Annotated in this window: 26 protein-coding genes; 13 read left to right on the forward strand and 13 right to left on the reverse strand. The window is 64.1% G+C overall.

What is annotated here, in order from left to right; translation table 11 throughout:
• Position 1: 1 nt before the first annotated feature.
• The 3 genes from LK12_RS04610 to LK12_RS04620 are packed head-to-tail and all read right to left on the reverse strand — an operon-like array spanning position 2 to position 2,453.
• The gene (locus tag LK12_RS04610) at positions 2-844 is read right to left on the reverse strand and encodes an FAD/NAD(P)-binding protein (RefSeq protein WP_039279775.1); all 843 of its coding nucleotides are present in this window, start codon (positions 842-844) and stop codon (positions 2-4) included.
• A complete protein-coding gene (locus tag LK12_RS04615) occupies positions 844-1,308 on the reverse strand; it encodes a cyclic nucleotide-binding domain-containing protein (protein WP_197063454.1) in 465 nt (154 codons plus the stop codon). Before LK12_RS04615 ends, LK12_RS04610 begins: the two co-directional genes overlap by 1 nt.
• Entirely contained in the window at positions 1,308-2,453 is a 1,146-nt protein-coding gene (locus LK12_RS04620; protein WP_052223187.1) for a 4Fe-4S dicluster domain-containing protein, read from the reverse strand. The genes LK12_RS04615 and LK12_RS04620 overlap by 1 nt, the downstream gene beginning before the upstream one ends.
• A gap of 242 nt (positions 2,454-2,695) precedes the next feature.
• Between LK12_RS04620 and LK12_RS04625 the strand changes: the two genes are divergently transcribed.
• The 11 genes from LK12_RS04625 (at position 2,696) to LK12_RS04675 (ending at position 12,688) form a co-directional block, all read left to right on the forward strand.
• Positions 2,696-3,454, forward strand: a complete 759-nt coding sequence (locus LK12_RS04625) for a sensor histidine kinase (protein ID WP_039279777.1) — start codon at positions 2,696-2,698, stop codon at positions 3,452-3,454.
• 161 nt (positions 3,455-3,615) lie between these two features.
• Complete coding sequence (locus LK12_RS04630) at positions 3,616-4,290, forward strand: protein-L-isoaspartate(D-aspartate) O-methyltransferase (protein ID WP_039279780.1); 675 nt, start codon at positions 3,616-3,618, stop codon at positions 4,288-4,290.
• Positions 4,291-4,443: 153 nt separating this feature from the next.
• Positions 4,444-5,637, forward strand: a complete 1,194-nt coding sequence (locus LK12_RS04635; RefSeq protein WP_039279782.1) for a hypothetical protein — start codon at positions 4,444-4,446, stop codon at positions 5,635-5,637.
• Positions 5,638-5,698: 61 nt separating this feature from the next.
• Complete coding sequence (locus tag LK12_RS04640; RefSeq protein ID WP_052223150.1) at positions 5,699-7,045, forward strand: lipopolysaccharide biosynthesis protein; 1,347 nt, start codon at positions 5,699-5,701, stop codon at positions 7,043-7,045.
• Complete coding sequence (locus LK12_RS04645; RefSeq protein WP_039279785.1) at positions 7,042-8,127, forward strand: glycosyltransferase family 4 protein; 1,086 nt, start codon at positions 7,042-7,044, stop codon at positions 8,125-8,127. Before LK12_RS04640 ends, LK12_RS04645 begins: the two co-directional genes overlap by 4 nt.
• A 224-nt stretch (positions 8,128-8,351) precedes the next feature.
• Complete coding sequence (locus LK12_RS04650; RefSeq protein ID WP_039280380.1) at positions 8,352-8,948, forward strand: DedA family protein; 597 nt, start codon at positions 8,352-8,354, stop codon at positions 8,946-8,948.
• Between the two features lie 121 nt (positions 8,949-9,069).
• Positions 9,070-9,447 carry a hypothetical protein gene (locus tag LK12_RS04655; protein WP_039279787.1) on the forward strand — a complete coding sequence of 126 codons (378 nt, stop codon included), beginning with the start codon at positions 9,070-9,072 and terminating at the stop codon, positions 9,445-9,447.
• A 25-nt stretch (positions 9,448-9,472) separates the two neighbouring features.
• Positions 9,473-10,537 carry an alpha/beta fold hydrolase gene (locus tag LK12_RS04660; protein WP_039279788.1) on the forward strand — a complete coding sequence of 355 codons (1,065 nt, stop codon included), beginning with the start codon at positions 9,473-9,475 and terminating at the stop codon, positions 10,535-10,537.
• Complete coding sequence (locus tag LK12_RS04665) at positions 10,534-11,118, forward strand: GNAT family N-acetyltransferase (protein WP_039279789.1); 585 nt, start codon at positions 10,534-10,536, stop codon at positions 11,116-11,118. Before LK12_RS04660 ends, LK12_RS04665 begins: the two co-directional genes overlap by 4 nt.
• A 158-nt stretch (positions 11,119-11,276) precedes the next feature.
• Positions 11,277-12,053 carry an esterase/lipase family protein gene (locus tag LK12_RS04670; RefSeq protein WP_039279792.1) on the forward strand — a complete coding sequence of 259 codons (777 nt, stop codon included), beginning with the start codon at positions 11,277-11,279 and terminating at the stop codon, positions 12,051-12,053.
• A 206-nt stretch (positions 12,054-12,259) separates the two neighbouring features.
• Positions 12,260-12,688 carry a hypothetical protein gene (locus tag LK12_RS04675; RefSeq protein WP_039279794.1) on the forward strand — a complete coding sequence of 143 codons (429 nt, stop codon included), beginning with the start codon at positions 12,260-12,262 and terminating at the stop codon, positions 12,686-12,688.
• 25 nt (positions 12,689-12,713) lie between these two features.
• On the opposite strand, the gene LK12_RS04680 is transcribed toward LK12_RS04675, so the two are convergent.
• The 10 genes from LK12_RS04680 to LK12_RS04725 form a co-directional block, all read right to left on the reverse strand.
• Entirely contained in the window at positions 12,714-13,769 is a 1,056-nt protein-coding gene (locus tag LK12_RS04680; protein ID WP_039279796.1) for a hypothetical protein, read from the reverse strand.
• Between the two features lie 4 nt (positions 13,770-13,773).
• Positions 13,774-16,305: a fimbria/pilus outer membrane usher protein gene (locus tag LK12_RS04685; RefSeq protein ID WP_052223151.1), complete on the reverse strand. Its 2,532-nt coding sequence runs from the start codon at positions 16,303-16,305 to the stop codon at positions 13,774-13,776.
• A 3-nt stretch (positions 16,306-16,308) separates the two neighbouring features.
• Positions 16,309-17,058: a fimbrial biogenesis chaperone gene (locus LK12_RS04690; protein ID WP_231568240.1), complete on the reverse strand. Its 750-nt coding sequence runs from the start codon at positions 17,056-17,058 to the stop codon at positions 16,309-16,311.
• 31 nt (positions 17,059-17,089) lie between these two features.
• On the reverse strand, positions 17,090-17,674 hold the full coding sequence (locus LK12_RS25085) for a hypothetical protein (RefSeq protein ID WP_039279799.1): 585 nt from the start codon (positions 17,672-17,674) through the stop codon (positions 17,090-17,092).
• Positions 17,674-18,252 carry a hypothetical protein gene (locus LK12_RS04700; protein ID WP_156135381.1) on the reverse strand — a complete coding sequence of 193 codons (579 nt, stop codon included), beginning with the start codon at positions 18,250-18,252 and terminating at the stop codon, positions 17,674-17,676. Before LK12_RS04700 ends, LK12_RS25085 begins: the two co-directional genes overlap by 1 nt.
• 25 nt (positions 18,253-18,277) lie before the next feature.
• Positions 18,278-18,841: a hypothetical protein gene (locus LK12_RS04705; protein ID WP_156135382.1), complete on the reverse strand. Its 564-nt coding sequence runs from the start codon at positions 18,839-18,841 to the stop codon at positions 18,278-18,280.
• A 7-nt stretch (positions 18,842-18,848) separates the two neighbouring features.
• Positions 18,849-19,418 (reverse strand): hypothetical protein, encoded by a 570-nt coding sequence (locus LK12_RS04710; protein WP_039279804.1) that lies wholly within the window; start codon positions 19,416-19,418, stop codon positions 18,849-18,851.
• Between the two features lie 51 nt (positions 19,419-19,469).
• Positions 19,470-19,991: a hypothetical protein gene (locus tag LK12_RS04715; protein WP_039279807.1), complete on the reverse strand. Its 522-nt coding sequence runs from the start codon at positions 19,989-19,991 to the stop codon at positions 19,470-19,472.
• Between the two features lie 32 nt (positions 19,992-20,023).
• Positions 20,024-20,596, reverse strand: coding sequence for a hypothetical protein (locus LK12_RS04720; protein ID WP_039279808.1), 573 nt, complete (start codon positions 20,594-20,596; stop codon positions 20,024-20,026).
• 87 nt (positions 20,597-20,683) lie between these two features.
• Positions 20,684-21,274 (reverse strand): hypothetical protein, encoded by a 591-nt coding sequence (locus LK12_RS04725; protein WP_231568241.1) that lies wholly within the window; start codon positions 21,272-21,274, stop codon positions 20,684-20,686.
• Positions 21,275-22,030: 756 nt separating this feature from the next.
• Here LK12_RS04725 and LK12_RS04730 point away from each other — a divergent pair.
• Both LK12_RS04730 and LK12_RS23720 read left to right on the forward strand, forming a co-directional pair.
• Positions 22,031-22,708, forward strand: a complete 678-nt coding sequence (locus LK12_RS04730; RefSeq protein ID WP_039279812.1) for a hypothetical protein — start codon at positions 22,031-22,033, stop codon at positions 22,706-22,708.
• Positions 22,709-22,851: 143 nt separating this feature from the next.
• On the forward strand, positions 22,852-23,427 hold the full coding sequence (locus tag LK12_RS23720; RefSeq protein ID WP_052223152.1) for a TetR/AcrR family transcriptional regulator: 576 nt from the start codon (positions 22,852-22,854) through the stop codon (positions 23,425-23,427).
• Positions 23,428-23,538: the final 111 nt, after the last annotated feature.

The raw sequence follows: 23,538 nt of genomic DNA on the forward strand, positions 1-23,538 counted from the left end.
GTCAGATCTCCTGCACCGCCAGCAGCCCGGAAATCCGATCGAGCGGGAAGACCGGGCCATCCTTGCAGACGAAGGTGGGCCCGAACTGGCAATGGCCGCACAGACCGATCGCGCACTTCATGTTGCGCTCCATCGACAGGTGTATCTCGCTTGCCGGCACGCCCGCCTTGAGCAGGGCGCTGGCGGCAAAGCGCATCATTACTTCGGGACCGCAGACCATGGCTACGGTCTTGTCCGGATCGAACGGCGAGCGCGGGATCAGGGTGGTGACGAAGCCGACATCGCCGTGCCAGTCCGTCCCGGCATGGTCGACCGTGACTTCCACCGTCACGTCGAGCCGCTGCCGCCACTCCTCCAGATCGTGCTGATAGAGGATGTCGTGCGGGCTGCGGCAGCCGACGAGGATCGTCACCCGGCCATAGCGCTCGCGATGGGCAAGCACGTCCTGGATGGCGGGCCGTAGCGGCGCGAGGCCGAGCCCGCCCGCGACGATCAGAACATCGCGGCCTTCCGCTTTGACGACAGGCCAGCCGGTGCCGAACGGCCCGCGCACGCCCAGCGTCGCGCCCGGCTCCAGCCGCGCCAGCGCGCCGCTGACCGCGCCGGCATTGCGGACGGTATGGACGAAGCCGGTCCCCAGCCGGGCGCTGGCACTCATGCTGATCGCCACTTCACCGACACCGAAGGCATAGAGCATGTTGAACTGGCCGGGCCGGAAATCGGGCCGCGGGCCCGATTGCGGCTCCAGTTCCAGGGTTACGGCATCGGCCAATTCGCGCCGCACCTTCCCGACGCGGTATAGATCGGGAAGGAAAGGATCGGCAGCGAAAACGTCCGAAGGCATCAGGGCTGCCCGTAAACGTCGAGAATTTGGAGCCGCGTCGCATGCAACCGCTTGACCATGACCGGCAGGAACCGCTTCATCATCTCGTAGCCGAGGTGATGGTCGGCCTCGCATTTTCCACGCAGGCACTTGGCATCGATGCCGATGGCGCGGACCGGTTCCACGGCGCGCGCATCGAATTCCGCGCGGTATGGCGGAATCAGCCACGACACGCCTACGATCTCCCCTTCGCCCAGCGTCGTGACGATCACCGGCGCGCGGGCGGGCGCGGTTATTTCCAGCGCGACCTTGCCTTGTCGAACGAGGAAGAACCTGTCCGCCGGATCGCCTTCCCGGATGAGGTATTCACCCGCCTTGAAATGTTGATTGCGCGCGCAGCCGGCAAGCAGTTCGACGAATTCCGCCGGAAAGTCCGCGAAGAAGGCCTGGCTGGCGAGGATCCGGTCCATTGTCTCGATGCTCATCAGCTCCTCCCCTCGCCCGGCGTGGCCCGGATGGCGGCAGCCTCCTGCGTCAGGTCGATACCGACCGGGCACCATGTGATGCAGCGCCCGCAGCCAACACATCCAGAGGTGCCGAACTGATCAATCCAGTTCGCCAGCTTGTGCGTCATCCACTGCCGGTACCGCGAAGCTGTCGAGGCACGCACGCTGCCGCCGTGAATGTACGAAAAATCCATCGTGAAACAGGAATCCCACTTGCGTACGCGCTCGGCTTCACGGTTTGCGAGATCGCTGTGATCTTCCACCGTCGAACAGAAGCAGGTGGGGCAGACCATCGTGCAATTGGCGCATGTAAGGCAACGATCCGCCACATCATCCCATCGCGGATGTTCGAGATTGCCCTGCAGCAACTCCTTGAGGCCATCGGTATCGAGGTGCCGGCCCATCTGGGCGGCGGTACGCTCGACGATGGCACTGGCTGCTCCGATGCGAGCCTCGTCGGCGCGAACGTGCGGCACCTGCGCCATGACGCTCCGGCCTTCCTCGCTGCCGATTTCGACAAGAAAGCGGTGCTCCGCCCCTTCGATCATTTCGGTCAATGCCAGGTCGAAACCGTGGGTAGCTCTGGGGCCGGTCTCCATCGACACACAAAAGCAGGTTCCACCCGCCTGCCCGCAGTTGACGGCAACGATGAAGGCATCCGATCGCCGTGCGGCATAGGCGGTGTCGGTATAGGGCCCTTGTTCAAAGACCCGGTCCTGAATGGCGATGGCCTCGATCTCGCAGGCGCGCACACCGATGAACGCAAAACGGTCAGCGGGGCGTTCCGGACGGGACACCGCCATTGTGCCGTCGTCTTCCCGCCGCGCTTTCCACAAAGTCTCGACAGGCGGGAACAGGAACTTCTTCCACGAATGCGGTCCCACCACGTAACCGAAGCAGGCCTCGTCCTCCCGCCGTTCGAGCGCATAACGCCCCGCCTCCTGCCGATCGGTCCACCCCCTGGGCAGGGACCCGAGACCAGCGATATCGTCATAGACGATGGCTTCGTCGCGCACTGTCGGACCCACCACCCGGCGCCCGTCCTGCGAGAGAGCATCGATCAGGCATTGCAGGCCGTGCGCATCGATCACGACGTGCGACGTGTCTGGCCTGATGTCCTGCATGGCTTCAGCCTCGTTGCCGGCAATCAATCATCATGTCCGGTGCCTACAGCCACCGAGTGACCAATGCCTCATAAGCGATCTAGCGCGTGGGAACCAGACTTGCAGCCGTCGATCATTGAGGCCAGTCAATCCTCGTTCCCGTTCGACGGCTCGCAAGCCGGCTCCGGGAATCTACCCAGTGCGCGCGTCGTTCGAATGCTCCAGCATAACCGTTCCGGAAAAGCCAGACCACCGAGGTGACAATGCGGATCGAGGGCGCCACCGCCGAAAACGGTAAGAAAACAGGCTTCGTCGAACATCGCGGGGCCTACCGCGCGCCCCATCCCGTCGATTCGATCCATGTTGCGCAGCCAGCGCGTCTGAGCGACCTGCGCGACATGCTTTCAGCCATCGCAAGTGGTTTCGGCCTTATCGAGAGCAGCGCAAACGAAGCGAAGCGCGGCGCCATCCTCGACTCCATGCGCCGGACCACGGCTTGCGCCCAGGACCTTGCGGCCCGTCTCTTGGTAGAACAGCGAGCCCGGGCGAAAACCCGCATAGACGTGGGCGAAATCCTGTCGCGTCTCGCCGGCAAGCTGCGGCCGCACCTGCCAGAGGATATACTGCTGAGTGTCAGGGTATGGCAGGGCCTGCCCTTCATTGTTGCCGATCCAGATGAATTCGAAGCGGCGATCAAGAGCCTGATCCGCAATGCGGAGGAAGCGATTCATCGTGGCGGGGTCATCACGGTCGATGCCCGGCCTTCGCGAGGACAGGTCCTGGTAGCCGTCGCCGACACCGGCACCGGAATGGAACCCCAGGTTCTCGAACGCGCGGCGACGTCGTTCTTCACGACCAAGCCCGGCAAGGACGTCGGGCTCGGGCTCATGCAGGTAAAGCGCTTCGCCGCCCAGCTTGGCGGGCATCTCTCGATCCGGAGCACGCCGGAAAAAGGCAGCCTTTTCGTGCTCCATCTGCCCGGCGCACAGACAGCCGGGACGGCCTCGGCCTCATACGCATGACATTTCCGCAGGGGGCACCCTGCACCCGGCGTTGAAGGTCCACTCTGTGCGGCAGGGGCGGACTCATCTCGCAAGCACAACCGGCATGCCTATATGAGGTAAGGGCTGCCGAGCCCCGCGAGACAATTCAACGCCACGCCAGCCGCAAGCGGACAGATGCCATGAAACCTCTGACGGAAGATCACCTTGCCATCTACCGGCGCCACATGGTCGAAGTGATCGACATCCATTTCGACCTGCTGAGCGACGAACTCGGCAAGCCGCACATGGGCGAGCGGCTGCGCGAAGCCCTGCTCAAGGTCCCCCGCCATGTCTTCGTCCCGCGCGAACTGATCCTCGCATCCTACCAGGACGGGCCGCTGCCGATCGGTTTCGACAAGACCATCTCCCAGCCCTTCATAGCGGCACTGATGATAGACCTGCTCGACGTGCAACCCGACGACAGCGTGCTCGAGGTCGGGACCGGATACGGCTATCAGGCCGCCCTGCTCGCCGAACTGAGCCGCCACGTCGCCAGCATCGATGTGGTCGAGGAATTCATCGAGATGGCCGAGTCGCGCCTCATGACGCTCGGCTACGAGGACGTCGATCTGCGCGTTGGCGACGGGTCGCGCGGATGGCCGGAGAAGGCGCCGTTCGACAAGATTCTCGTCACCGCCGCGGAAGAGGAGATTCCTGCGCCACTGGCCGAACAACTCAAGGCGGGCGGCCGGCTCGTGATGCCGCTGGGGCCGTCCGACACGCAGCAGATCACGCTGGTCGAAAAGAACGACGACGGTACACTGGCGAAGACGCCCATCATGCCGGCACGCTTCACGCCGCTCGAGACGGTCTAGCGCGAACCCGCGACAAACCGGGCGGCGCGCGCTCCGTCCCCAATCGCCTCGACAGCGGTCATCGGTAACCCGCTTTTCGCAGGAAGTCGGTGTTCCAGATATTTTTTCCGACGCGCGACTGGGGAGACCGGCCGGCCGCGGCGTCGTGGGGGCATGCGCATAGGCTTCCTGTTCAATCACGACCAGATTCACCAGGTCGCCCACAGCCTCCCCATAGCGCTCGCCCTTGCCGAAGGCGGGTTCTCGGGAGAGATAATCGTTGCCACCACAACCGTTCCCCTCGCCCGCGAGGTCCAGCGGATCGGCGGGCAACTGATCGGTACGCAGATCGAGCACGTCCAGCTATCCCCATCGGCCGTCTCGCGCAGTCTGGACGCGGTTCTGGGAAAAGTCGTCCCGGCCAACAAGATTCTGATCTACAAGGACAACCTCGATTTCTTCCGTAGTCTGGACGTGCTGGTCGTCGCCGAAAAGACATCGCTAATTCTCAAGACGCGATACGGGCTCGATGATCTCGCCATCATCCACACCCGCCACGGCGCCGGCGACCGCGCCATCGGCTTCGACAAGGCGAGTGCCGGGTTCGATCATGTGCTCTGTTCGGGGCCCAAAATCCGCGATCGCCTTGTCGCCGAGGCAGGAGTGTCCCCGGACGCGATCACGATCGTCGGCTATCCCAAATTCGATCTGGTAAGGAATGCGCGACGTCATCGCTTCCTGCCGACGGCCGAAAAGGTCGTTCTCTACAACCCACACCCCTCTCCCCACCTGTCGTCGTGGTATCGCCACGGGCACGGGGTGCTGGATTATTTCCTCGACAACCCGCACTACGGCGTCATCTTCGCGCCCCATGTGATGCTGTTCCAGCGCAACTTCGTGGTGACCATCGACAAGCTGACGATCAACAGCGCGGGAGACATCCCCAAGCGCTTCCTGCGCGGCGACAACATCAAGATCGATCTCGGCAGCCGTGCCTCGACCGACATGACCTATACACAGGCCGCCGACATCTATCTCGGCGACGCAAGCAGCCAAGTCTACGAATTTCTCCTGAATCCGCGCCCCTGCATCTTCATGAACACGCATCGCCATAACTGGGTCGGCGATCCCAATTTCAAGCACTGGCATGCAGGCGAGGTCATTCTCGGGCCGGATGAATTGCCGGCCGCATTGGCGCGGGCCGAAGACCTTCACGAGACGCACTACCGGACTGTGCAGGAAGACATGTTCGCGGAAAGCTTCGACCTCACCGCCAAGCCTTCATCCGTGCGTGCCGCCGAAGCGCTCCTCGACTTCGTCCATGGCCGGTCGTCGCCGCGTCCGCAGCTGCGGCTCGTTGGCGCCTGAGGCCGTTTTCGGCGCGGCACAGTGACATCACGTGAAGGTTGCTGCTAATCGCACCGGTCTGATGGGCCGTAAACGCCCGGGTCGGGATGCCATTTTGCCAGCGCACGTAGAGCCATCCTCCGGCCGCATAGGCCGTATCTTCAAGGGCATCGGTCTGGTGCTGGGCGGCAAGGCCGGCGCTGGCCTGCTCAGCCTGCTCTACCTGCTGATGGCAACACGCTATCTCGGTCCCACAGACTATGGCGTGCTGGTGCTGGTGCATGCCTATGTCACTACCGTGTGCGGTATCGTCGAGTTTCCCGCCTGGCAGGCCATCGTACGCTACGGCGCCGAGGCAGAGAAGGAATCGGGCACGCAGCGCATGGCCCGTCTGCTGCGTTTCGGCGCAACCGTCGAACTGACTGGCGGGGCTCTGGCCATCCTTTCCGCCATGGCGCTGGCATCGCTGGTGGGCCCCCACCTGGGATGGCCGCCCAAGGCGATGGCCTTCGCGCAGATCTATGCGTTTGCCGTGCTGGGCTCGGTGCGTTCGACGCCATCGGGCTACCTGCAGTTGATCGGACGGTTCGACCTCATCGGCTTGCACAACCTCGTCCAGCCCCTCGTCCGGCTGGGCGGGGCACTGGTGGTCATCGCATTCGGCTGGGGCCTCAAGTCCTTTCTCGTGGTGTGGCTGCTGGCAGCGCTCGCCGAGTTCGCCGTCTTGTGGGCCATGGGTTTCTGGTTCGCGGCACGGCGCCTCGGCCCGAGCCTGTGGAGGCCGGAGCCGGGCGAAGTCACGAGCGAAAACCCCGGCATCTGGCGCTTTCTGATCGCCAGCAACGCCGACGTCACGCTGCGCGATCTTTCGGGCAGGATTGCCCCGCTGATCGTTGGCTGGGTGCTCGGGCCGGCATCGGCAGGACTGTTCGCCGTGGCCCAGAGAGCCACCGTGATCATTGCCCAGCCGGCGCAGATCCTGGGCAACACTTCCTATGCGGAGCTTTCCCATATTGTCGCGGAAGGCGGCGGAGGCCGGCCGCTGCGCCAGACGCTTGCAAAGGTGGTGGGGATCAGCCTTCTTGCCGCCCTGCCGATCGTGGCAATCGTCGCCCTGTTCCCGCAGGCCGTTGTCCACCTGCTCGCGGGCAGCTCCTTTGCCGCCGCGGCCTCGGTGATGGTTGCCCTCGTCGCGGCGCGCGCGATCGCCTTGGTCGGACCGCCATGCAGTTCGGCGATTTCCGCACTGGGCCATCCCGCCCGTTCGATGAGCGCCAACCTCTTTTCCAGCTTGGTCTTCCTGCCGGCTCTTCCCTTCCTGCTCCACCGCTTCGGTCTGATGGGAGCCGGCGTCCAGGCCGTGGGGCAGGCCGTGGTCGCGAGCGGGCTCCTGGTCTTTCTGGCCTGGCACAGCAGCACGCGGCGATGATGCGGCCCCGGATCGCCTATGTCATCAACTCACTGGAAGGCGGCGGCGCAGCTCTGCCGGTGCCGGCAATCACCCGCGTCCTCCGCGATGCCGGTGCCGACGTGCGTGTCTTCGCGCTGACCCGGCGCAATGGCCGCGCGCTTCCGGCTATGGTCGCGGCCGGCCTCGATCCGGTCGTCCGCGAAGGCGGCGAAACCGATCATCTTGCCGCGGCCCTGTGGCTGAAACGCGAGTTGCGCCGCTGGGGCGCGACCCACGTCTGGACCTCGCTTAGCCGCGCAACCTTGCTGGGCCTGGTGATCGGGCCCTCGCTGGGATTGCCCGTCATCGCCTGGCAGCACAACGCGTTCCTCAAACCCTGGAACCGCCGGCTGCTGCGGCTGCTGCAATCGCGCGCCAGGTTGTGGGTCGCCGATTCGCGCTCGGTTGCCGAACTGAGCGTGGATCGGCTCAAGATCGCCGCGGATCGCATCGAGACGTGGCCGATCTACTTCGCCGATCCGACCATGCCGAAGGCCGAATTCTGGTCGCCGGGTCAATCGCTGCGGCTGGGCAGTCTCGGGCGGCTCCACCCCGCCAAGGGGTATGACATCCTGATAGCCGCACTGGCGCGACTTACGGCCGAAGGCTTCGCCCCGCCGGCGCCGTTCGAGATCGCGGTCGCGGGCGAAGGGGATCAACGCGAGCAGCTTGAGACGCTCGCACGCGAGGCAGGCATCACCAATCTGTCCCTTGCGGGTTATACGGAAGCCCCGCGCGCCTTTCTGGCCGGGCTCCATCTCTATCTGCAACCGTCTCGCGCCGAAGGCTTTTGCATCGCGGCGCACGAGGCCCTGACCGCGGGCCTTCCGGTGATCGGATCGAAAGTCGGAGAAATGCCTCACTCCATCGTACCGGGACAGACGGGATGGCTCGTCGATCCAGGCGATGTGGACTCGCTCGCCCATGCCCTGCGGGACGCTCTTTCCCACCCGGAACGACTTGCGGCGATGGGGCAAGCCGCCCGTGCAGACATGTTCGAACGCTTTTCCGAGGCGCGCTTCCAGACCGCCGGTACCGAGATCTGGCGCCGCGCCCGCTGAGATGGCCGCTGAGATCTCCCGGCAACCGACGTTCGAACCTCTGAGCAAGACCCCAATCGGCAGGTTACAAAATCCCAATCATGGAACGCCCTTCTTCCGTATGGGTTATGTCCTGCAAGCACCATCGGCCGAATGCGGCACCGCCCGAACGTGCCGAAGCGACTCTCCCTCAAGCGCAGCGCGAGAATGCCGATCGATCGCGGCGCGCGTCTGCAGGAGCCCGAATGTTCAACTGGATCACGCACCTGATCGATCAGTTCGGCTACGCCGGGATTGCCCTCCTGATGTTCCTGGAAAACGTCTTTCCGCCCATTCCCTCCGAATTGATCATGCCGCTGGCGGGTTTCGATGCCGAACGCGGCGATCTCAATATCGTTCTGGTCATCCTCTCAGGCAGCGCAGGTTCGCTGGCGGGGGCGACGCTATGGTATTTTGTCGGCCGCTTCGTCGGCGAAGACCGGCTTAGGCGCTGGGCCGGCAGGCATGGCCGGTTGCTCACGCTCAGCGCCAAGGACGTCGATCACGTGAACACATGGTTCGACCGGCACAATGAGAAAGCGGTCTTCATGGGCCGCCTCGTCCCCGCCGTGCGGACGCTCATCTCGGTTCCTGCCGGCCTGTTCGAGATGCGGCTGGACCGCTTCCTGCTGTTCTCGAGCTTGGGCACCGCTCTTTGGACAGCCCTGCTCGCCATGGCCGGATATCTGCTTGGCGAGCAGTACAAGGCCGTCCAGGGCTATCTCAACCCGGTATCGGACGTGATCGGCGCCGCGATCCTGCTCTACTATCTCTACCGCGTCGTTACATGGAAACCGCATTGAAATCAGGCGGGAAACAGTAAAGGCCGACTGTCCAGCGAAAAGATCTCGGCCATGCATGGCCAAGTCCGATCCATCATAAGTACCAGTTGTCCTCGCCCGTCTTCGGACGATTATGCAAGGCATGACCAATAACGCCTACGACCCGATCGCCGCCTGGCAGAAGATGATTCAGGACTGGGAGGGCGAGATCAATGCATGGTCCGGCAAACTCACGCAAAGCGAACAGTTCAGTGCCGTTCTCGGGCAGGCTACCAAAATGATCGTGGTGGCGCAGAAGACGATGAGCGAACAGCTCGAAGGTCTGCTGCAATCGCTCAACTTGCCCTCCAAGACACAGGTCGAAGCCATGACCGACCGGCTCGATGCGATCGAGGATTCCATCGCGCAACTGCGCATCGCACTCGAGAAACTGGCAAACGAAGAGACCCCGTCCCCCACCAAGACCGAACCACGGCGAACGCGCGTCCCTGCCGGCAAGACCAAGACACGGAAGGCCTGAACGTTTCCAGGGGGAGGAGCCGTGCGTGAACGAAAATGAAGATATTGCGCGCCGCGTCGAGTTGGAAATAGACCGCGCGCTCAAACGCAACATCAAGGGCCTCGATTTCCTGATCGCGGACCGCGAGCCCGTGGGCACCATGCCCAAGTCGGTAATCCACCGCGACGGAACGGCGGTGCTCTATCGCTTCGAACCCGTGCTGGACGAAATCTACCGCGTACCGCTGGTGATCGTCTCGCCGCCCTCGAACCGCGGCTACATATTCGACCTGGCGCCGGGACAGAGCTTTGTCGAATTCATGCTGAACCACGGCTATGACGTCTACAACCTCGACTGGAACCCGCCGCGCCGCGACGAGGCCGAACTCGGCCTTTGCGACTATGTCGACCGGTTTCTGCCCGATAGCCTCGCCGCCGTGGCCGATGTCACCGGTGAGGAAGACGTCTCGCTGGCCGGATACTGCATGGGCGGAACGCTGGCGACGATCCATGCCGCGCTCCATCCCGCACCGATCCGCAACCTCATAACCTTGGCGACGCCCGTCGACTTCAACTACATGACGCTGTTCCAGTCATGGGCGGACAAGCGCTACTTCGACGTCGAACTGCTCGTCAACAACCTGGGCATCATCCCGGCGGACGTCATGCTCGGCGCTTTCGACCTCTCCCGCCCGGCCAACCGGACGGCCGGCCGCATGACCTTGTGGAACAACATGTGGAACGACGACTTCGTCAAATCCTACCGCATGTTCGACCGTTGGGCCGCCGAAACGCTGCCGCTTCCCGGCACGTATTTCCGCGAGCTGATCACCCGGCTCATGTGGGACAACGCACTGGTCAACGACACGCTGGACATCGCGGATCGGCACGTCGACCTCTCGCAGATCACCTGCCCGATCCTCAATATCGTGGCCCAGCACGACCACATCGTCAGCCACGAGGCGACCCGCCCCCTGATGGAAATGACGGGAGCCACGGACCGGCAGGAAATCGTATCGAAAGGCGGCCACGTGAGCCTCGTGGCCGGCCCTGCGGCCGTCCGGCGCCTGTGGCCGCACATCGACGATTGGCTTGGAGTAAGATCGACATGACGACCGGCACGGATATCGGCCCGACCCAACTTGAACTGGACGGCGTGCGCGTTTCGCTACGGCCGATGGAGGCCGGCGACAAGGACGCGATCCTGGCCTTCGCGCGTTCGCTTCCGCCGCACGATCTGCTGTTTCTCCAGCGCGATATCCGGCACGACAAGGTCGTGTCGGCCTGGATCGAGCAGACGGGTCCAGGCGGCTCCATCTCGAGCCTCGTGGCGATCGACGACAAGGGACGCATGCGCGGCTGCTCGGCGCTGGTGCGCGACCGCCTCAGCTGGACGAGCCATGTCGCGGACATTCGCATCCTCGTCGGCGTCGACAGCCGCTCGATGGGCCTGGGTCGGCTCCTGGCGCTGCACTGCGTCGACCAGGCCCTGGCAGAGGACGTCGAGAAGCTGACGGTCCAGATGACGCCCGATCAGGAAGGTGCGCTGCGCATGTTCGAGGAGCTGGGCTTCTCTCCCGAGGCGCTGCTGCGCGATCAGGTCCGCGATGCGGAGGGAGCGACCAGCGACATCGTCATCATGGCGCTCAGCCTGGCGCGCTACAGCGCGACGCGCACCGCCTATAGCCTCTGACACCTTCCCTCGGCCTGCGCCCCGGGGATAGCCAAAGAGCTAGGATGACGCGGCACCCGATTTGCCGGACAATCGCCAATCTCCGCACTGCGCAGCTATGATAGGCAGGAACAAGCATGACCCAGAGTGATCGCGCCGTGCGCAGGGATCGGGACTGAATGAGCGTGACCCCGTCCGAGACGCCGATCCGGGCGCCTTTCGTTGGCCTTGCGTTCCTCGAACTGGGACGCTGTATCATGGAGGCGGGAGCCACCCTTGCGCTGAGCCCGGTGCTGGCCATGGCGCCGCGCGGCGACGGCCATCCGGTCATGGTGCTGCCGGGATTCGCCACCAGCGATTCGATGACCGCGCTCCTGCGCAACTTCCTTGCCGCGCAGGGCTACGAGGTTCACCCGATGGATCTGGGCTGGAACTTCGACCATCACACCGTCGGAGAGAACGGCGAGCACATCGCCGAGCGCATCCGCGCCATCCGCCAGGCATCGGGGCGCAAGGTCAGCCTGGTGGGCTGGAGTCTCGGGGGTGTCATCGCCCGCGAAGCGGCGCGACGCGATCCTGACGACCTGCGCCAGGTGATCTCGCTGGGCAGCCCCTTTTCGGGAGATCCGCACGCGACCAACCTCAAGTCGTTCTACCAGTTCGCCACGGGCAACGACTTTTCCTCCGACAAGATGCTCGAGCGCTATCGCACCGGTGCGCATGTGCTGCCCATCCCGTCGACCGCCGTCTTCAGCCGCACCGATGGCATCACGGCATGGGAAAACTGCGTCAGCGACAGCGACGCGATCAACGAGAATATCGAGGTCGTTTCCAGCCATTTCGGTTTCGTGACCAACCCGGCCGTTTTCCAGATCATCGCCGATCGCCTTGCCCAACCCGAAGGCAACTGGCAGCCGTTCGTGCCCCGCACGCCGCTTTCGTCCGTATACAGCTAATCGCATTTACCGGCTCCGGCAGCCGCCCGAGACCGTGCTGCGAACGATGGCCGGGCCCCGGAAACCGTCGGTGCGCAGGCCGCTCCTGAACCCGAATGCCCCAGAACCGAAGTTGGACGGTTACGGACGCGTTAACTGTTTTCGATCACCACATCTTGAGGCAATGATGAGACTGACTGTCCCGACACTTATCGGGAGGTCGATACATGAAACTGCTCTCGTCATTGCTGCTTGCGGCCGGTGCGGTCTCGTTGGCCGCTCCCGGACAAGCCGCCGCGCCCGGAATTTCGCAGTCCGGCCAGTACTCCATCGGAATTACCGGTTTCGTGCCGGTGATCTGTCGCACCAGTGTGGATGCCAGCATGGTCACGCCCGCCTCGGGAACCGTGCAACTCGGTACGCTCAGGAACTTCTGCAACAGCCCAAACGGCTATCGCGTCTATGCGGATTATTCACCGTCGTTGAGCGGTGCCAGCATGATCGTAGACGGTCAGTCCGTGACGTTGCAGCCTGACGGATCGACGATCATCGCCCGGGCCGACCGGGCCTCGATCGACCAGCACTCGCTGGCGCTCGACCTCGCCGACGGCCAGATCGCCTCCGGTTCCATCAGCTTCCGCATCCAGCCGCTCTGACGGCTTTAGCGGTCAGGCGCCTCCGTCAGGGGACGGAGTAGCTACCGCAGGCATCGGTGCCGCTATCGGTGCTGATCAGCGGCGTTACGGTGATCGTCAGCGTGTCGGAATAGGTGGGCGACGGGTTCTTGCCCTGTCCGCCTTCCTCGAGCGTCCCTTGAATGTAGAGCTGGTTGCCCGAGTTCAGCCCGGCGCGCTGGCAACTGCGCGAGATCGCCGTGGTCCCCGGCGTCGGGTTGCTGGCATGATCGACCGACATTCCGAGGAACTTGAGCTGGTAGGCAACCTGGTCGTCGGCCGTTGCCGCGCCAGGCTTCTTCAGCAGAAATCCATTGGCCGAAGACAGCGTGACGCCATAGGCCCCAGAACTGAGCACGGAGACATAATTGCTGGGCGACGTGCGCCTGGGCGCGGCTCCCAGAGAAGCGGTGGAGATGTTTCCGATTTCGCCGAAATCGAGAGTGCTGCCCGCATAGTAGGTCCTGAGAGCGCTCAGGACGTGCACGTCGATCGTCACTGCATTGCTTTGGTCGGTCGGCGTCTCGACATTCGACAGGCCGCCCGTGCCCTTGCAGACATAGCGGATCCCGAAAGTGATGGGCTTGCCCGCACTCAGGTCGGTTCCCGGCGGTACCGTGACGAGAATGTTGAAAGTTGCCGTGTCCGGCTGCGACGCACCGCCGAAGATATAGGCGATCTGGCCCGAAGTGTTCGTGCTGATCGTCGGCAGGTTCGCCGGAACCGCGTTCTCGTAATAGAGAACGTTGGTGTAGGTCGAGCCACCCGGTTCGGTCGCCTGTACCTGATAGGCGGGACTGCCGGCGGGCTGGGTCAGCACGAAGTAGACTTCCTGTGTCTTGGCGCCGCCCGAACCGGTGGTGCGGGTCAGGGTCAGCGGAATCGTCGCCTGCTGCAGGCCGGTCGTGCCGAAAGGATCATAGTAGATTCCGGTCGAGGCCACGGCGGTTCCGGTGACGCCACAGGAACCCGACGGCGGAGCGGCGTGAGCCTGGGTGCCCCAGGCCATTGCTGCGAGCGGCAGCAGGGCGCGGATGCACTTGGATTTGAACGTCATCTTCATCGTCTCACTTCCCAACCGGCCTGATCGTTCCGAGCTGGACGGCGCCCTCGGCGTCCTTGGGAATGTCGATCAGGTACGTCGATTTCTTCTCGTCCAGCATCTCCAGACGCCATTGCCCCGGGGCCAGTCCGGTTGCGCCGAAACGGCCCTGGCGGTTCGTGAACATGGTCACCGGCGGATTTTCAGGATGGGCCACCTCGGTAGCCTTGCCGGCGACCAGCGACACCGGCTGCCCGTCCTCGTCGATCATCTCGCCGATTGCAGTGTAGTGGTAGTCCGATCCTACCGTCAGCTTGTAACCGCTGCGATAGCCCGGGAAAACCTTGAAGGACCCCAGACCGATATCGACGCCGGGAGGCGCTTCGGGCACGTCGACCGGGATCGTCCGCTCGGCGTAGGACGACAGGCTCGGCATTGTCGCCGCGCCCAGTTCCCCACTGTTGGCCGCATAGCCGAATGGCGTCGGTTCGACCACGACATCGGCGTTCTTGAGGCTCTCGTGCGGCTCGACGATGGCAAAGCTGTCATAGATCGGCCGACCGATCGCCACGGCCCCGTCTGCCACCGCGATCGAGGTGCCGATGCGGAAATTGGTCCGCTGACCCAGGTCGGTGCCGAAATCGCGTGAGAAAGTGCCGTAATGGCTGACGCCGAGTTCTGCGCGGTTGGAAAAGTAGTTGGCGTTGACGCTGACGTCGGAACCGAAATCGGACCGCTCGATGTCTGCCGATACATTGTAACTGCCCACGCCGGTGCCGTGGATGGTCTGGAAGGAACTGCGCACGCGGTTGTCGCGGGAATCGTATTCGGTGCGCACGCTGGAGGACTGGCCCAGCCGGATCGTCAGCGTCGCAAAGGCGCTGACTTCCTTGCCTCGCGAATCCTCCTGAAAGCGCGCCTCGGCGGTCAGGTTGGCGCGCGGCGACAGGCGCCAGCCGGCGAGCAGGCGATAATTGTGCAGGTCGGGATTGTCGCCGCGCCCCTTCGAAAAGCGCGCATCGACACCGGCGTAGAAGCCGGAACTGAACGCATGGGTATAGCCGCCGCCGACTTCGTACTTGTAGGGGTTGTCCGCGAGGAAGAACGTTACCGGCGCAAAGCGGCGGCTGCGATGCTCCGCGAACAGGTTGAAGGTGTCGGCCTGTCCGTCGTTGTGCTGGATGAGCCTCTGGAAGGTGGCCTGGACGGCAAAGCCCTCACCCATCCCGCGGGTGTGGCTGAATGCCGCGCTGGCCCCCAGGGTACCGATCGAGGACCCGACCACCGCCTCCAGCCCACCCATCTGGATGTCCTTGTCGGCCTGGAAGTTCGCACCGAGCGTCAGGTTCTCGTTGATACCGCGGCGGTAGAAGCCCGATGTGATCCACTCGTCGGTGTAGTGCGGCCCCTTCAGGCCCAGCGGCGCCTTCACGCCGGCATAGAAGCCAAATTCGCTCAATCCCTTCGCGAGCTGCGTCTGGTCGACGAAAATGTTGAAACGCAGCACTTCGGTGCGCCCGGTGTCGTCGAGCACGTTGAGGCGGATGTCGTTGGCACCCTGGGCAAACGGAAAGTCGCGCAGGTTGTAGTTGCCCGGCGCAAGCTGGAGGCGGCGCACCTGCGAGCCGTTGACCAGCACTTCGACCGTCGAAGGTCTCTCGAGCGTGAAGGTGCGATCCCCGCGCGGACGGATGATCATCTGGGGGTTCAACACGCTGTAGGAGCGGTAGACCGAGAGGCCCGCGATATCGGGCGAGGTCTGGAAGCTGCGGGACTGCACCTGCAGGTCGCCGGCAGAAAACCGGACGAGATCGTCCATGTCATCGTAGACCAGCCGGCTGCCCAGCCGCTGGAAATCGGGACCATAGCTCCCCGGCGACCAGATCGCGTCTGTCTCCGCCACCACCCCGCCTGCGCGTGTTGCGCCGTTAAGCAGGAACACGGGCTCGTTGAACCCGGTGTCGACCCCCGATTCGACAAGGTCGACCGAGCCGCGGACGTTGAGATAGGCACTGAACCCGGCCGGTTTGGCGAACGTGCCGATTGCGGAACGGTCCAACGCCGATACCGAAAGCCGCCGCGAGGCGCGCATCTCCACCGCAATGCGAAAATGCAGTTCCAGCGTGCGCGGGTCGTAGTCGATACCGATTCCCGCCGGGACGACGTCGCCCGGGCCGATAGTAGTCTTTCCCGCCAGGTTCGCGCGCAGCGCATCCAGGACCTGGGGGTCGAGTACGTCGGCCAGCAGTTGCAGGATGCGATCTGCGGGAAAGCTGAGGGAATCGTCAGGTCCGATCGTCAGCGGCACGTCGCCCAGATAGGCTGCGCCATCACGGGCCGGGACCGTGAGCAGGATCGCCCTGCCGGTCGGGTTGAGCCGCTGCGCCCGCGCCGGCGGCGCACTGGGCGGCACCGGCGGCGCAGCCGCCAGAGTGACCTGCGCATCCGAACCGGGTATCGGCTGTTCCGCAGCTGCAGCATAGGCATTGCCTGCAGATGCCAGCGCTACCGCGCTGGCGCCCGTAAGCAGACCGACCCGGATTCCCCCCCTAGTCATACCCTACCTGTCGAAACTGAACGATGCCTCGAGGCTGCCTTCTGCCGTTGGCAGTTCTACCGGCACCGTGATCTTGCGCTCCTGGCCACTTCCGATCAGCCCGAAACCCATGGTCTGCTGAATTTCGGCGGCCGAAAGCGACTTCGAGAAGATCTGCTTGCCGGCAGCGTCCTTCTCCACGATCCGCAAATGGCCGTTGGAAAGGTACCCGTACGTGGCGGCGTCGTTGCGGATCTGCAGCACCGGAACCGGCTTGCCGGCTGCATTGCTGCCGATCTGCGCGCTGTCGATAGCGAAATCGGGTTTGACGCCGCTCGGTCCGACGCTGACCAGAACCTGGAAATTGTAGAGGATCTGAATAGCCGACTGCCCCTCGGGCAACTTCACCGGCAACTGCGCCACGGTGATGTAGTAGTGGTGGCTCTTCTCGAGATCGGGATTGCCAACATACTGCACACGGAACGACTGGGTCTGCCCCGGCGGTATCAGCGCCTGCGGCGGAAAGACCAGCAGGTCGCCCGGATCCTCGCCGGTCTGCTTGACCCCGTCCGCTGTCATTTCGAGCTCCTGGATGGTGAGCTCTACCGGCAAGTCGCTGGTGAAGGTATTTTCGACGGTCAGGACTTGCGACATGCCCTTGCCCGAGGTCTGCAGGTCGATGACAACCGGCTGGACCGTCATCGCCGTGGCCACCGGGATCGGGGCAACGACGGCGCAAAGCGCGGTCAGGGCAAGTCGTGCAATCTTCTTCACCAGGATCCTCCCAAAGGTATCGTACGCCGGATCAGTTTGCCGGAATGAGTTCGACGACGATGGAATCGTTGTATTGCCCCGCCACCAGCGGCCCACCGCCCGCCGGGGTCGATATCCGTATTGCCAGATCTCCGCGAGCAGGATCGCTCGACTGAATCGTCGCTGCGCCGGCATCGCTCTGCCTGGCAATGGCGTTGCCTGCCCAGTCGATGCCGACGGTATAGGCAAGGAACTCGCTGAAGCCGCCGCCGCTGCCGGCAGTGCTCGCGCCGCCACGCTGCAGGCCGCCGTTGGCGCTGCGCACGACCACCGAATGCGAGCCGTTGCATACGACCGGAAAGTCCAGCTCGATCGAACTGGCCCGCGCCTGTGCGGTCTCGTTGTCCACGAGCTGGGTAATGGTCACCTGTCCGCTTCCGATCGTGTCGGCGGCGAACGTGGCGTTCTGCGCATTGCTCGCCCGCGGTGCGCTGATCACGCAGGCGGCCGGGGCGTCGCCGACGAGATAGAGCTGCTCCAGCCCCGGATCGGTCGCCTGCGCCTGTGCCGCCGAGGCACCGAGCGAGAATGCGGCAACCATGGCCGAAGCGGAAAGCAGACGGGTCAGGCCACGCATCACCGGGGCTCCAGGAAGATCCGCAGCGTGTCGGCGTAGGCGCCGGCCAGCAACGGGGCATTGACGTCGACGTTGGATGCGCCCTCGGCGATCTCCAGGCTCACGCGCAGGTCGCCCGCGGCTGGCTCGTCGATATTCGTCACCTGCTGTGCGATCCTGCGCACCTTGCCGTCGGTGTAGAGCTTCGAATTGGTGCCATCCCAGCTTACGCTGGCCTCGTAGGGCACGGCATAGGCGAAACCGGAGGCGGTAGCGCTGATCCGGCCATCGGTAGGCCAAAGGCCGTTGTTTTCCGATTCGATGCGCAACTGGTGAGGGAAGTTGCACACGGCGTCGAACGAGACGGTCGCGCTTGCAGCCCGGGCTGCGAGCGTCTGCGGATCGGTGAACTGCAGGATGCGCACGGTATTCCCGTCAATCCCGCCGACATTGACCAGCGAACCCGACTGCAGGCGCGGGTTCTGAATGGTGCAGACCTGGGGTGCGCTCCCGGTAACCGGCAGTGTCTTGCTGGCAACGCTCGACTGCGCGGCAACGGGAGAGGCGATCAGCCCCCCGGCACAGCATGCGATCGCCATGGCAAGGTTACGGCCGGCACCCATCTCAATTGGCCGCCGTCAGCGTCACCGTGACCGAGCCCTGGTAGTCGGTATCGGAGACCATGCGCAGCGTATCGCCGCCGCCGGTGGAGAAATTGCTCAGGGCCACCGCGATATCGCCGGTGAAGGCCGTATCACGCGTTTGCATGGCAGCGGAATTGGTCGTCGCGGCCGTGTCGAAACTTGCCGGTGTCGTGGTCCAGCCGCTGGCCGTGGCGACGTAGTTCACCGTGCGCGAAAAGCCGGCGGGCGGCGTTGCCGTGGCATTCTGCGCGGTCATGGCCGTGGCGGCGATCTCGATGGTGCTGCGGGTGGAGCAGAACGAGCCGGTGATAACCTGGTCCGGTGCCGACAGGTCGGTCCGGAGCAAGCCGGTAGCCGTGTCGGTCAGAACCCCCAGGTCGAACGTACCGTCGCCGGTCAGGGTCCCGCCCGTGCACAGGGCCGGCACGTTGCCGGTCACGGCGAACTCCTTCGTCGAGCTGTCCGTAGCCGACTGCGCGGAAGCGGCCGCGGGCAAAGCCGCCAAAGCCAGCATCGATGCGGTGATGAAAATGCGCATGATCATTACCCCGTTAATCGGCTACAGTCGCGGGGCCGAGAGTAACCACGACCGTTCCACTGTAGCTACCCGCCACCAGAAGGGAATCCCCCGGCACGGTGAATTCGGAAAGCGTCACGCCGATATCGGCGATCTTGGGCAACGGCTGGGTGGTCCCGGTCCCGCTGGCCGAAGCCCCAGTACCATCGCCCAGGGCAGCGGTGGTGGCCGCCGCGTCCCCCGTTGCCCAGCCGGTCGCCCGTGCCGTGAAGTTTACTGCACGAGCGAAACCGGCCTGGAGAGGAGAGGCATCGTTGGAGACCAGGGCGACGGCATCGACGGTCACCGCAGAACCGGCGAAGTTGCAGAAGCTGCCCGGCAGGTTCACGGTCTGCGCAGCCAAGGTGTCGATGCGCCCAGCCCGCGATCCCGAAGTTGCAGCCATCTGGCCCAGGTCCACCGTCGCGCTGGACGGATCGCCGAGGATGCAGATCGAAGCGACGCGCCCGTCGATGGCAACGTTACCGGTATCGCTGACCTCAGCGAAGGCCGTTGCCGGAACGGCTGCGAGAACGACTGCGCAAAGACCTGTCAGCTTCCTCATCGGTTCATATCTCCAGTTCGTACGGACAAGCCGGGCCCACTCCGGCCACCATCAGGTCGTGGGCGAGAGGACGACCTCGACGCTGCCGGAATAGCCGCCTGCCACCAGCAGGCCGGTTGCCGACGAGTTCGACAGTGTCACCTGGACGTCGCCGCTGAACATGTTCACGTCTGCGGCCGCGCCGGGCAGCGCATCGGTGCTGTCATCGGTGGCATCGACGCTGTTGGCATTGGCCGTGGCGCTGTAGTCCACGCGGTTGGTGAACCCGGTGGCCGCAGTGGCGCCATTGGTGAGGGCATTAGCCTGCACCGTCATGGTCGCCGCAGTGCTGTTGCACCAGCCGACGAGGGTAGCGCTCTTGCCGTCCACCTTGCTGGTGTCGAGAGTACCGGCACTGTTTCCGGTACCGCTCTGCGCCATTTCACCCAGCGAAATCGTTGCGCTTGGTGTCGTGAACAGGCAGCGTGCCGCGACCGAACCGTCGATGCTGACAGTGCCCGTCGCGTCTTGCGCCGAGGCCGGGCTGGCCAGCAGGGCCAGCGGCGCGGCGGCGAGGATCAGGTGATTGCGCATTGCATGTCTTCCCATCTTCTTACGGTGGCCGATCAGGCGCCCGGCGCGATGACGACGACGATCTGCCCGGTATATGTCGGACTGGCGACCAGCAGGTCCGTGGCGTTGTTCGTACGGAAGTTGCTGGCGCTGATCGTGATGTTGTCGCCGCCGTTGTTGGCCAGGCGATCGCCGATTGTAGTCGCCGCGAAGGCACCGCCGGCCGAGTCGGACGAGAAATCCGCCGAGCCACCCACAGTCACGACGTGGACATCGGCCTGGTAGTCGATGCTGTTGTCATAGCCGGTTGCAGCGGGCGCCGCGGTTGCCAGCGGTGTCGCAGTGATGGCGATCGTCGGGTTGGGCGTGGTGCAGACGACACGGGTCGAGAGCGCCGATCCGCCGATGGTGCTGAACGAACTGGCCAGATCCGTGCGCATCGTGCCATCGGCTTGGGCCAGTTCACCCAGGGCCACGGTCGTCCCGAACGTGCTGCCCGATCCAGGCAGGACGACGCACTTGTCGGCAACCGAACCGGTGATGTCCACCGTTCCCGTCACGTCCGCCAGGGCGGGCGTAGCAACGGCGGTCGAGGCCGCCAGAGCCAACAATGCCAACTTCCTCATTTCACTTCTCCTCTTCGAACCGGGTCGCCCCGATCCATTCGCGTCTCCCGCGCCCGAAGGCCTGCGGGTATTCCCAATTCCGCCTCGTCAGGAGGCGGGTGAAATTGTCACCGTCAGCGTGTCGCTGTAGGTCCCCGAAACGAGCATGTCGGTTCCCGCATAGGCCGGCGCGCCGACCTCGATATAGGATCCGTTCTGGTCGTAGGAGCGGGACACCAGCAGTCCGTTGGATGCCGATGCGGTGCCATTGAAATCGCAAGTAGATCCCGAAATGCCCTGCTCGATCTGCGCGACCGGGCACGTGCTCGTCACCGTGCTGTCATCGGCCACGACATTGAGCGAAACCGTATAGGGAGCCCTGTCGGTGTAGCCGGTCGAACCGGCCCCGACACCCGCTGCCAGCGCGCCATTCTGCGATGAGACGGCGATGCGCCAGGGCGCGGTGCATTCCGCGACGAAGGGAACCTGCCCTGACCACGCGGACGTGTCGATCGCGCCCGCGTTCACGGTACCGTTCGGCGCGCCATTGGCAGCAAAGCCGCAACGTCCGCCGATCGAGGCCATCACATCGATGTTGATGGTCGCCGATGCGGGTCCCAGACCCGGCGCTACCGGATCCGGATAATATGCGGTCACCGGAGTGGTCGAAGCCAGCGCCGGCGCGCACCATGCTGCCACGCTCATGGCAAGAGCCATGCTCAGCAGTCGGTTTGAATGGCCCCCACGCATCTTCATGTTCGAACGCCCCGGCGCCCCCCTGTCGCGCTGCCGCAACGGCACCGCATGCATCTTCAACAAACCGCGTCCATTGCCGCACTGAACGGTCGACGCCCCCGGTAACGGGTTGAGAACTTGCCTTTTACTGGCACCTGTTAGCTAACTGCACCCGGCGCCGATAACCTTTGATTGAGGTCAAGTCCATGCAGCCAAATAGGCGTAATCAACAGATTAGAGTACGTCCGCGTAGCGGGTGTCGCGAATTGGTACGGTTAACTCGGGTTAAGTTACGCTTAGCCTCAGTCGACTTGCCTGTCGAAGTCGACACGCTGGCGCTCCACAGATGCTGCCAGTCCAATTTTCGCGCCTGAAAGAAGAGCGCATGAGGCGATTTGAACCCACCAACGAATACGCATGATTTTCAATGATATCCGGGGAGTCCTGGCTCCGCATCGACTTGCTGCGGATTTCATTCCAAGCGTGGCCCGGGGGGGGAACCGGACGGCCTTGCGGCAGGGCGCACCCGCAGCCGTGGCATCTGGTCCGTGGCCACATGATTGTTTTGCACGACGAAATCCGCCGGGCTCCGATCGAGCATCACGCCGCTTCACCGGGGCGAATCCCGCTTCCTTTTAGAAGTGCAGGATTCGCAAATTTCCGCAAAGGTTGTAGCAACCTGGACCGCGGCCAGGCTGCCCGAAGGGAGTAGGGACAGACATGACGGATTTCGATCTCGCGATCATGGGGCAGGGCATTTTGCCCGGGATCGTCGCGCTGCGGCTGCTCGCTGTCGGCGGGCATACGCGCGTGCTCCTCATTACGGCGGACGAAGAGGTCGGAGGTCGGGGCCTGGAACTGATCCTCGTCGATCGGCTTGCGGGACCGGTGCGCGACCTGATCGATCCGATGATCGTTCGCGAATGGCCCGGCTGTTATCTCGATCGCGGGGACGGCCCCGTGCAAAGCGACGAACGCACGGTGCTCGTCGACCCGGTACAGGTCTGGCTTGAATTGTCGGCGCGGCTCGATCCTGCCGCTATCGTGACCGCGTGCGACGAGGTGGAACGCGCGGGCCGCTTCATGCGGTGGCGGCGAGGACATGCCTTTGTCGATCGCGTCATCGATCTGGAGCAATGGACGGGACAGCCGGCCGAAACGCGCATTGTCGGCGCCGACGCAGTCGAGCATCTCGACCTTCCGATCATCTCGGACCCGGCATGCCCATCCGAAAGAACGGGTGCCTACCAGTGCATTCCGCTTGGCGATGAACGCATGGCAATACGCAACTGGACGCCGCCGGCACGCGCAAGCCAAGGGGAAACCGACCTTGGCGGCGGGTTCCTTGCCACCAGCCCGGATGTCTACGGCCTCCTCAACGGGATCGGGTCTGCATAGGCACGCGCCGGCGGCGATGGAAACCGGGTCGCCGCCCGCCTTGTCCCGAGCACCCAGCCATTCCCGGTGCCAGGTTTCCTGCAGCAGCGTTGTGCGTCGTTTCCAAGCCCACTAGGATCGCGCGAACCGGGGATCGCTCATTCATGCCCAAGATTGTTGATCACGATGCGCGCCGCGCCGCCGTCGCGGAAATTGCAGCCCGGCTCATCGCCCGGGACGGAATAGAAGGCACCAAGGTACGCGAAATCGCGCGCCTTGCGCAGTGCAGCACGTCGATCGTCTCGCACTACTTCAAAAACAAGCATGATCTCCTGCTCTCTGCCTACCGCATGCGGATGGAGCGGACCGTCGCGCGCGTGGAGGAAACGTCGCGCCAAGGGAACGGTCTCCTGGAAGTCCTGGCCGCGGTGCTCCCGCTCGATGAAGAGCGGGTGGAAAGCTGGCGAATATGGTTGGCGTTCTGGGGCCTGGCGACAGCCGACGAAGCCTTCTTGCGCGAGCAACGCCAACGCAGTCGCGAGTCCGTCGATCTTTTTCACCGCGCGATTCTGGCCTCGGGAGCAATGGTCGAAGGCGAGCATTCGCGCCTCGTCGCGCAGACGCTTCTGAGCAGCGCGGCCGGAATCGCCACCCAGGCAATCTATGATCCCGAAAGCTGGCCGCCGGAAAGGCAAATCGAGATCCTCCGGCTGCAAATCGAGACATTGATAAGCCGATAGCACCGAACACCCGTTTCCGGGGCCTGGCGCAGGGCAAAGACGCGAGATTTTCTGGGGCTCGGAAATGGTCGGTGACGGGGTTCGAACCGCCGACCCTCTCGGTGTAAAACT

Source organism: Novosphingobium malaysiense (assembly GCF_000802225.1).
GTDB lineage: Bacteria > Pseudomonadota > Alphaproteobacteria > Sphingomonadales > Sphingomonadaceae > Novosphingobium > Novosphingobium malaysiense.

Coding starts and splice junctions, on each gene's coding strand:
- LK12_RS04610 (WP_039279775.1), bottom strand. CDS start 844: ATGCCTTCGGACGTTTTCGCTGCCGATCCTTTCCTTCCCGATCTATAC.
- LK12_RS04615 (WP_197063454.1), bottom strand. CDS start 1,308: ATGAGCATCGAGACAATGGACCGGATCCTCGCCAGCCAGGCCTTCTTC.
- LK12_RS04620 (WP_052223187.1), bottom strand. CDS start 2,453: ATGCAGGACATCAGGCCAGACACGTCGCACGTCGTGATCGATGCGCAC.
- LK12_RS04625 (WP_039279777.1), top strand. CDS start 2,696: ATGCGGATCGAGGGCGCCACCGCCGAAAACGGTAAGAAAACAGGCTTC.
- LK12_RS04630 (WP_039279780.1), top strand. CDS start 3,616: ATGAAACCTCTGACGGAAGATCACCTTGCCATCTACCGGCGCCACATG.
- LK12_RS04635 (WP_039279782.1), top strand. CDS start 4,444: ATGCGCATAGGCTTCCTGTTCAATCACGACCAGATTCACCAGGTCGCC.
- LK12_RS04640 (WP_052223150.1), top strand. CDS start 5,699: ATGGGCCGTAAACGCCCGGGTCGGGATGCCATTTTGCCAGCGCACGTA.
- LK12_RS04645 (WP_039279785.1), top strand. CDS start 7,042: ATGATGCGGCCCCGGATCGCCTATGTCATCAACTCACTGGAAGGCGGC.
- LK12_RS04650 (WP_039280380.1), top strand. CDS start 8,352: ATGTTCAACTGGATCACGCACCTGATCGATCAGTTCGGCTACGCCGGG.
- LK12_RS04655 (WP_039279787.1), top strand. CDS start 9,070: ATGACCAATAACGCCTACGACCCGATCGCCGCCTGGCAGAAGATGATT.
- LK12_RS04665 (WP_039279789.1), top strand. CDS start 10,534: ATGACGACCGGCACGGATATCGGCCCGACCCAACTTGAACTGGACGGC.
- LK12_RS04670 (WP_039279792.1), top strand. CDS start 11,277: ATGAGCGTGACCCCGTCCGAGACGCCGATCCGGGCGCCTTTCGTTGGC.
- LK12_RS04675 (WP_039279794.1), top strand. CDS start 12,260: ATGAAACTGCTCTCGTCATTGCTGCTTGCGGCCGGTGCGGTCTCGTTG.
- LK12_RS04680 (WP_039279796.1), bottom strand. CDS start 13,769: ATGAAGATGACGTTCAAATCCAAGTGCATCCGCGCCCTGCTGCCGCTC.
- LK12_RS04685 (WP_052223151.1), bottom strand. CDS start 16,305: ATGACTAGGGGGGGAATCCGGGTCGGTCTGCTTACGGGCGCCAGCGCG.
- LK12_RS25085 (WP_039279799.1), bottom strand. CDS start 17,674: ATGCGTGGCCTGACCCGTCTGCTTTCCGCTTCGGCCATGGTTGCCGCA.
- LK12_RS04700 (WP_156135381.1), bottom strand. CDS start 18,252: ATGGCGATCGCATGCTGTGCCGGGGGGCTGATCGCCTCTCCCGTTGCC.
- LK12_RS04705 (WP_156135382.1), bottom strand. CDS start 18,841: ATGATCATGCGCATTTTCATCACCGCATCGATGCTGGCTTTGGCGGCT.
- LK12_RS04710 (WP_039279804.1), bottom strand. CDS start 19,418: ATGAGGAAGCTGACAGGTCTTTGCGCAGTCGTTCTCGCAGCCGTTCCG.
- LK12_RS04715 (WP_039279807.1), bottom strand. CDS start 19,991: ATGCGCAATCACCTGATCCTCGCCGCCGCGCCGCTGGCCCTGCTGGCC.
- LK12_RS04720 (WP_039279808.1), bottom strand. CDS start 20,596: ATGAGGAAGTTGGCATTGTTGGCTCTGGCGGCCTCGACCGCCGTTGCT.
- LK12_RS04730 (WP_039279812.1), top strand. CDS start 22,031: ATGACGGATTTCGATCTCGCGATCATGGGGCAGGGCATTTTGCCCGGG.
- LK12_RS23720 (WP_052223152.1), top strand. CDS start 22,852: ATGCCCAAGATTGTTGATCACGATGCGCGCCGCGCCGCCGTCGCGGAA.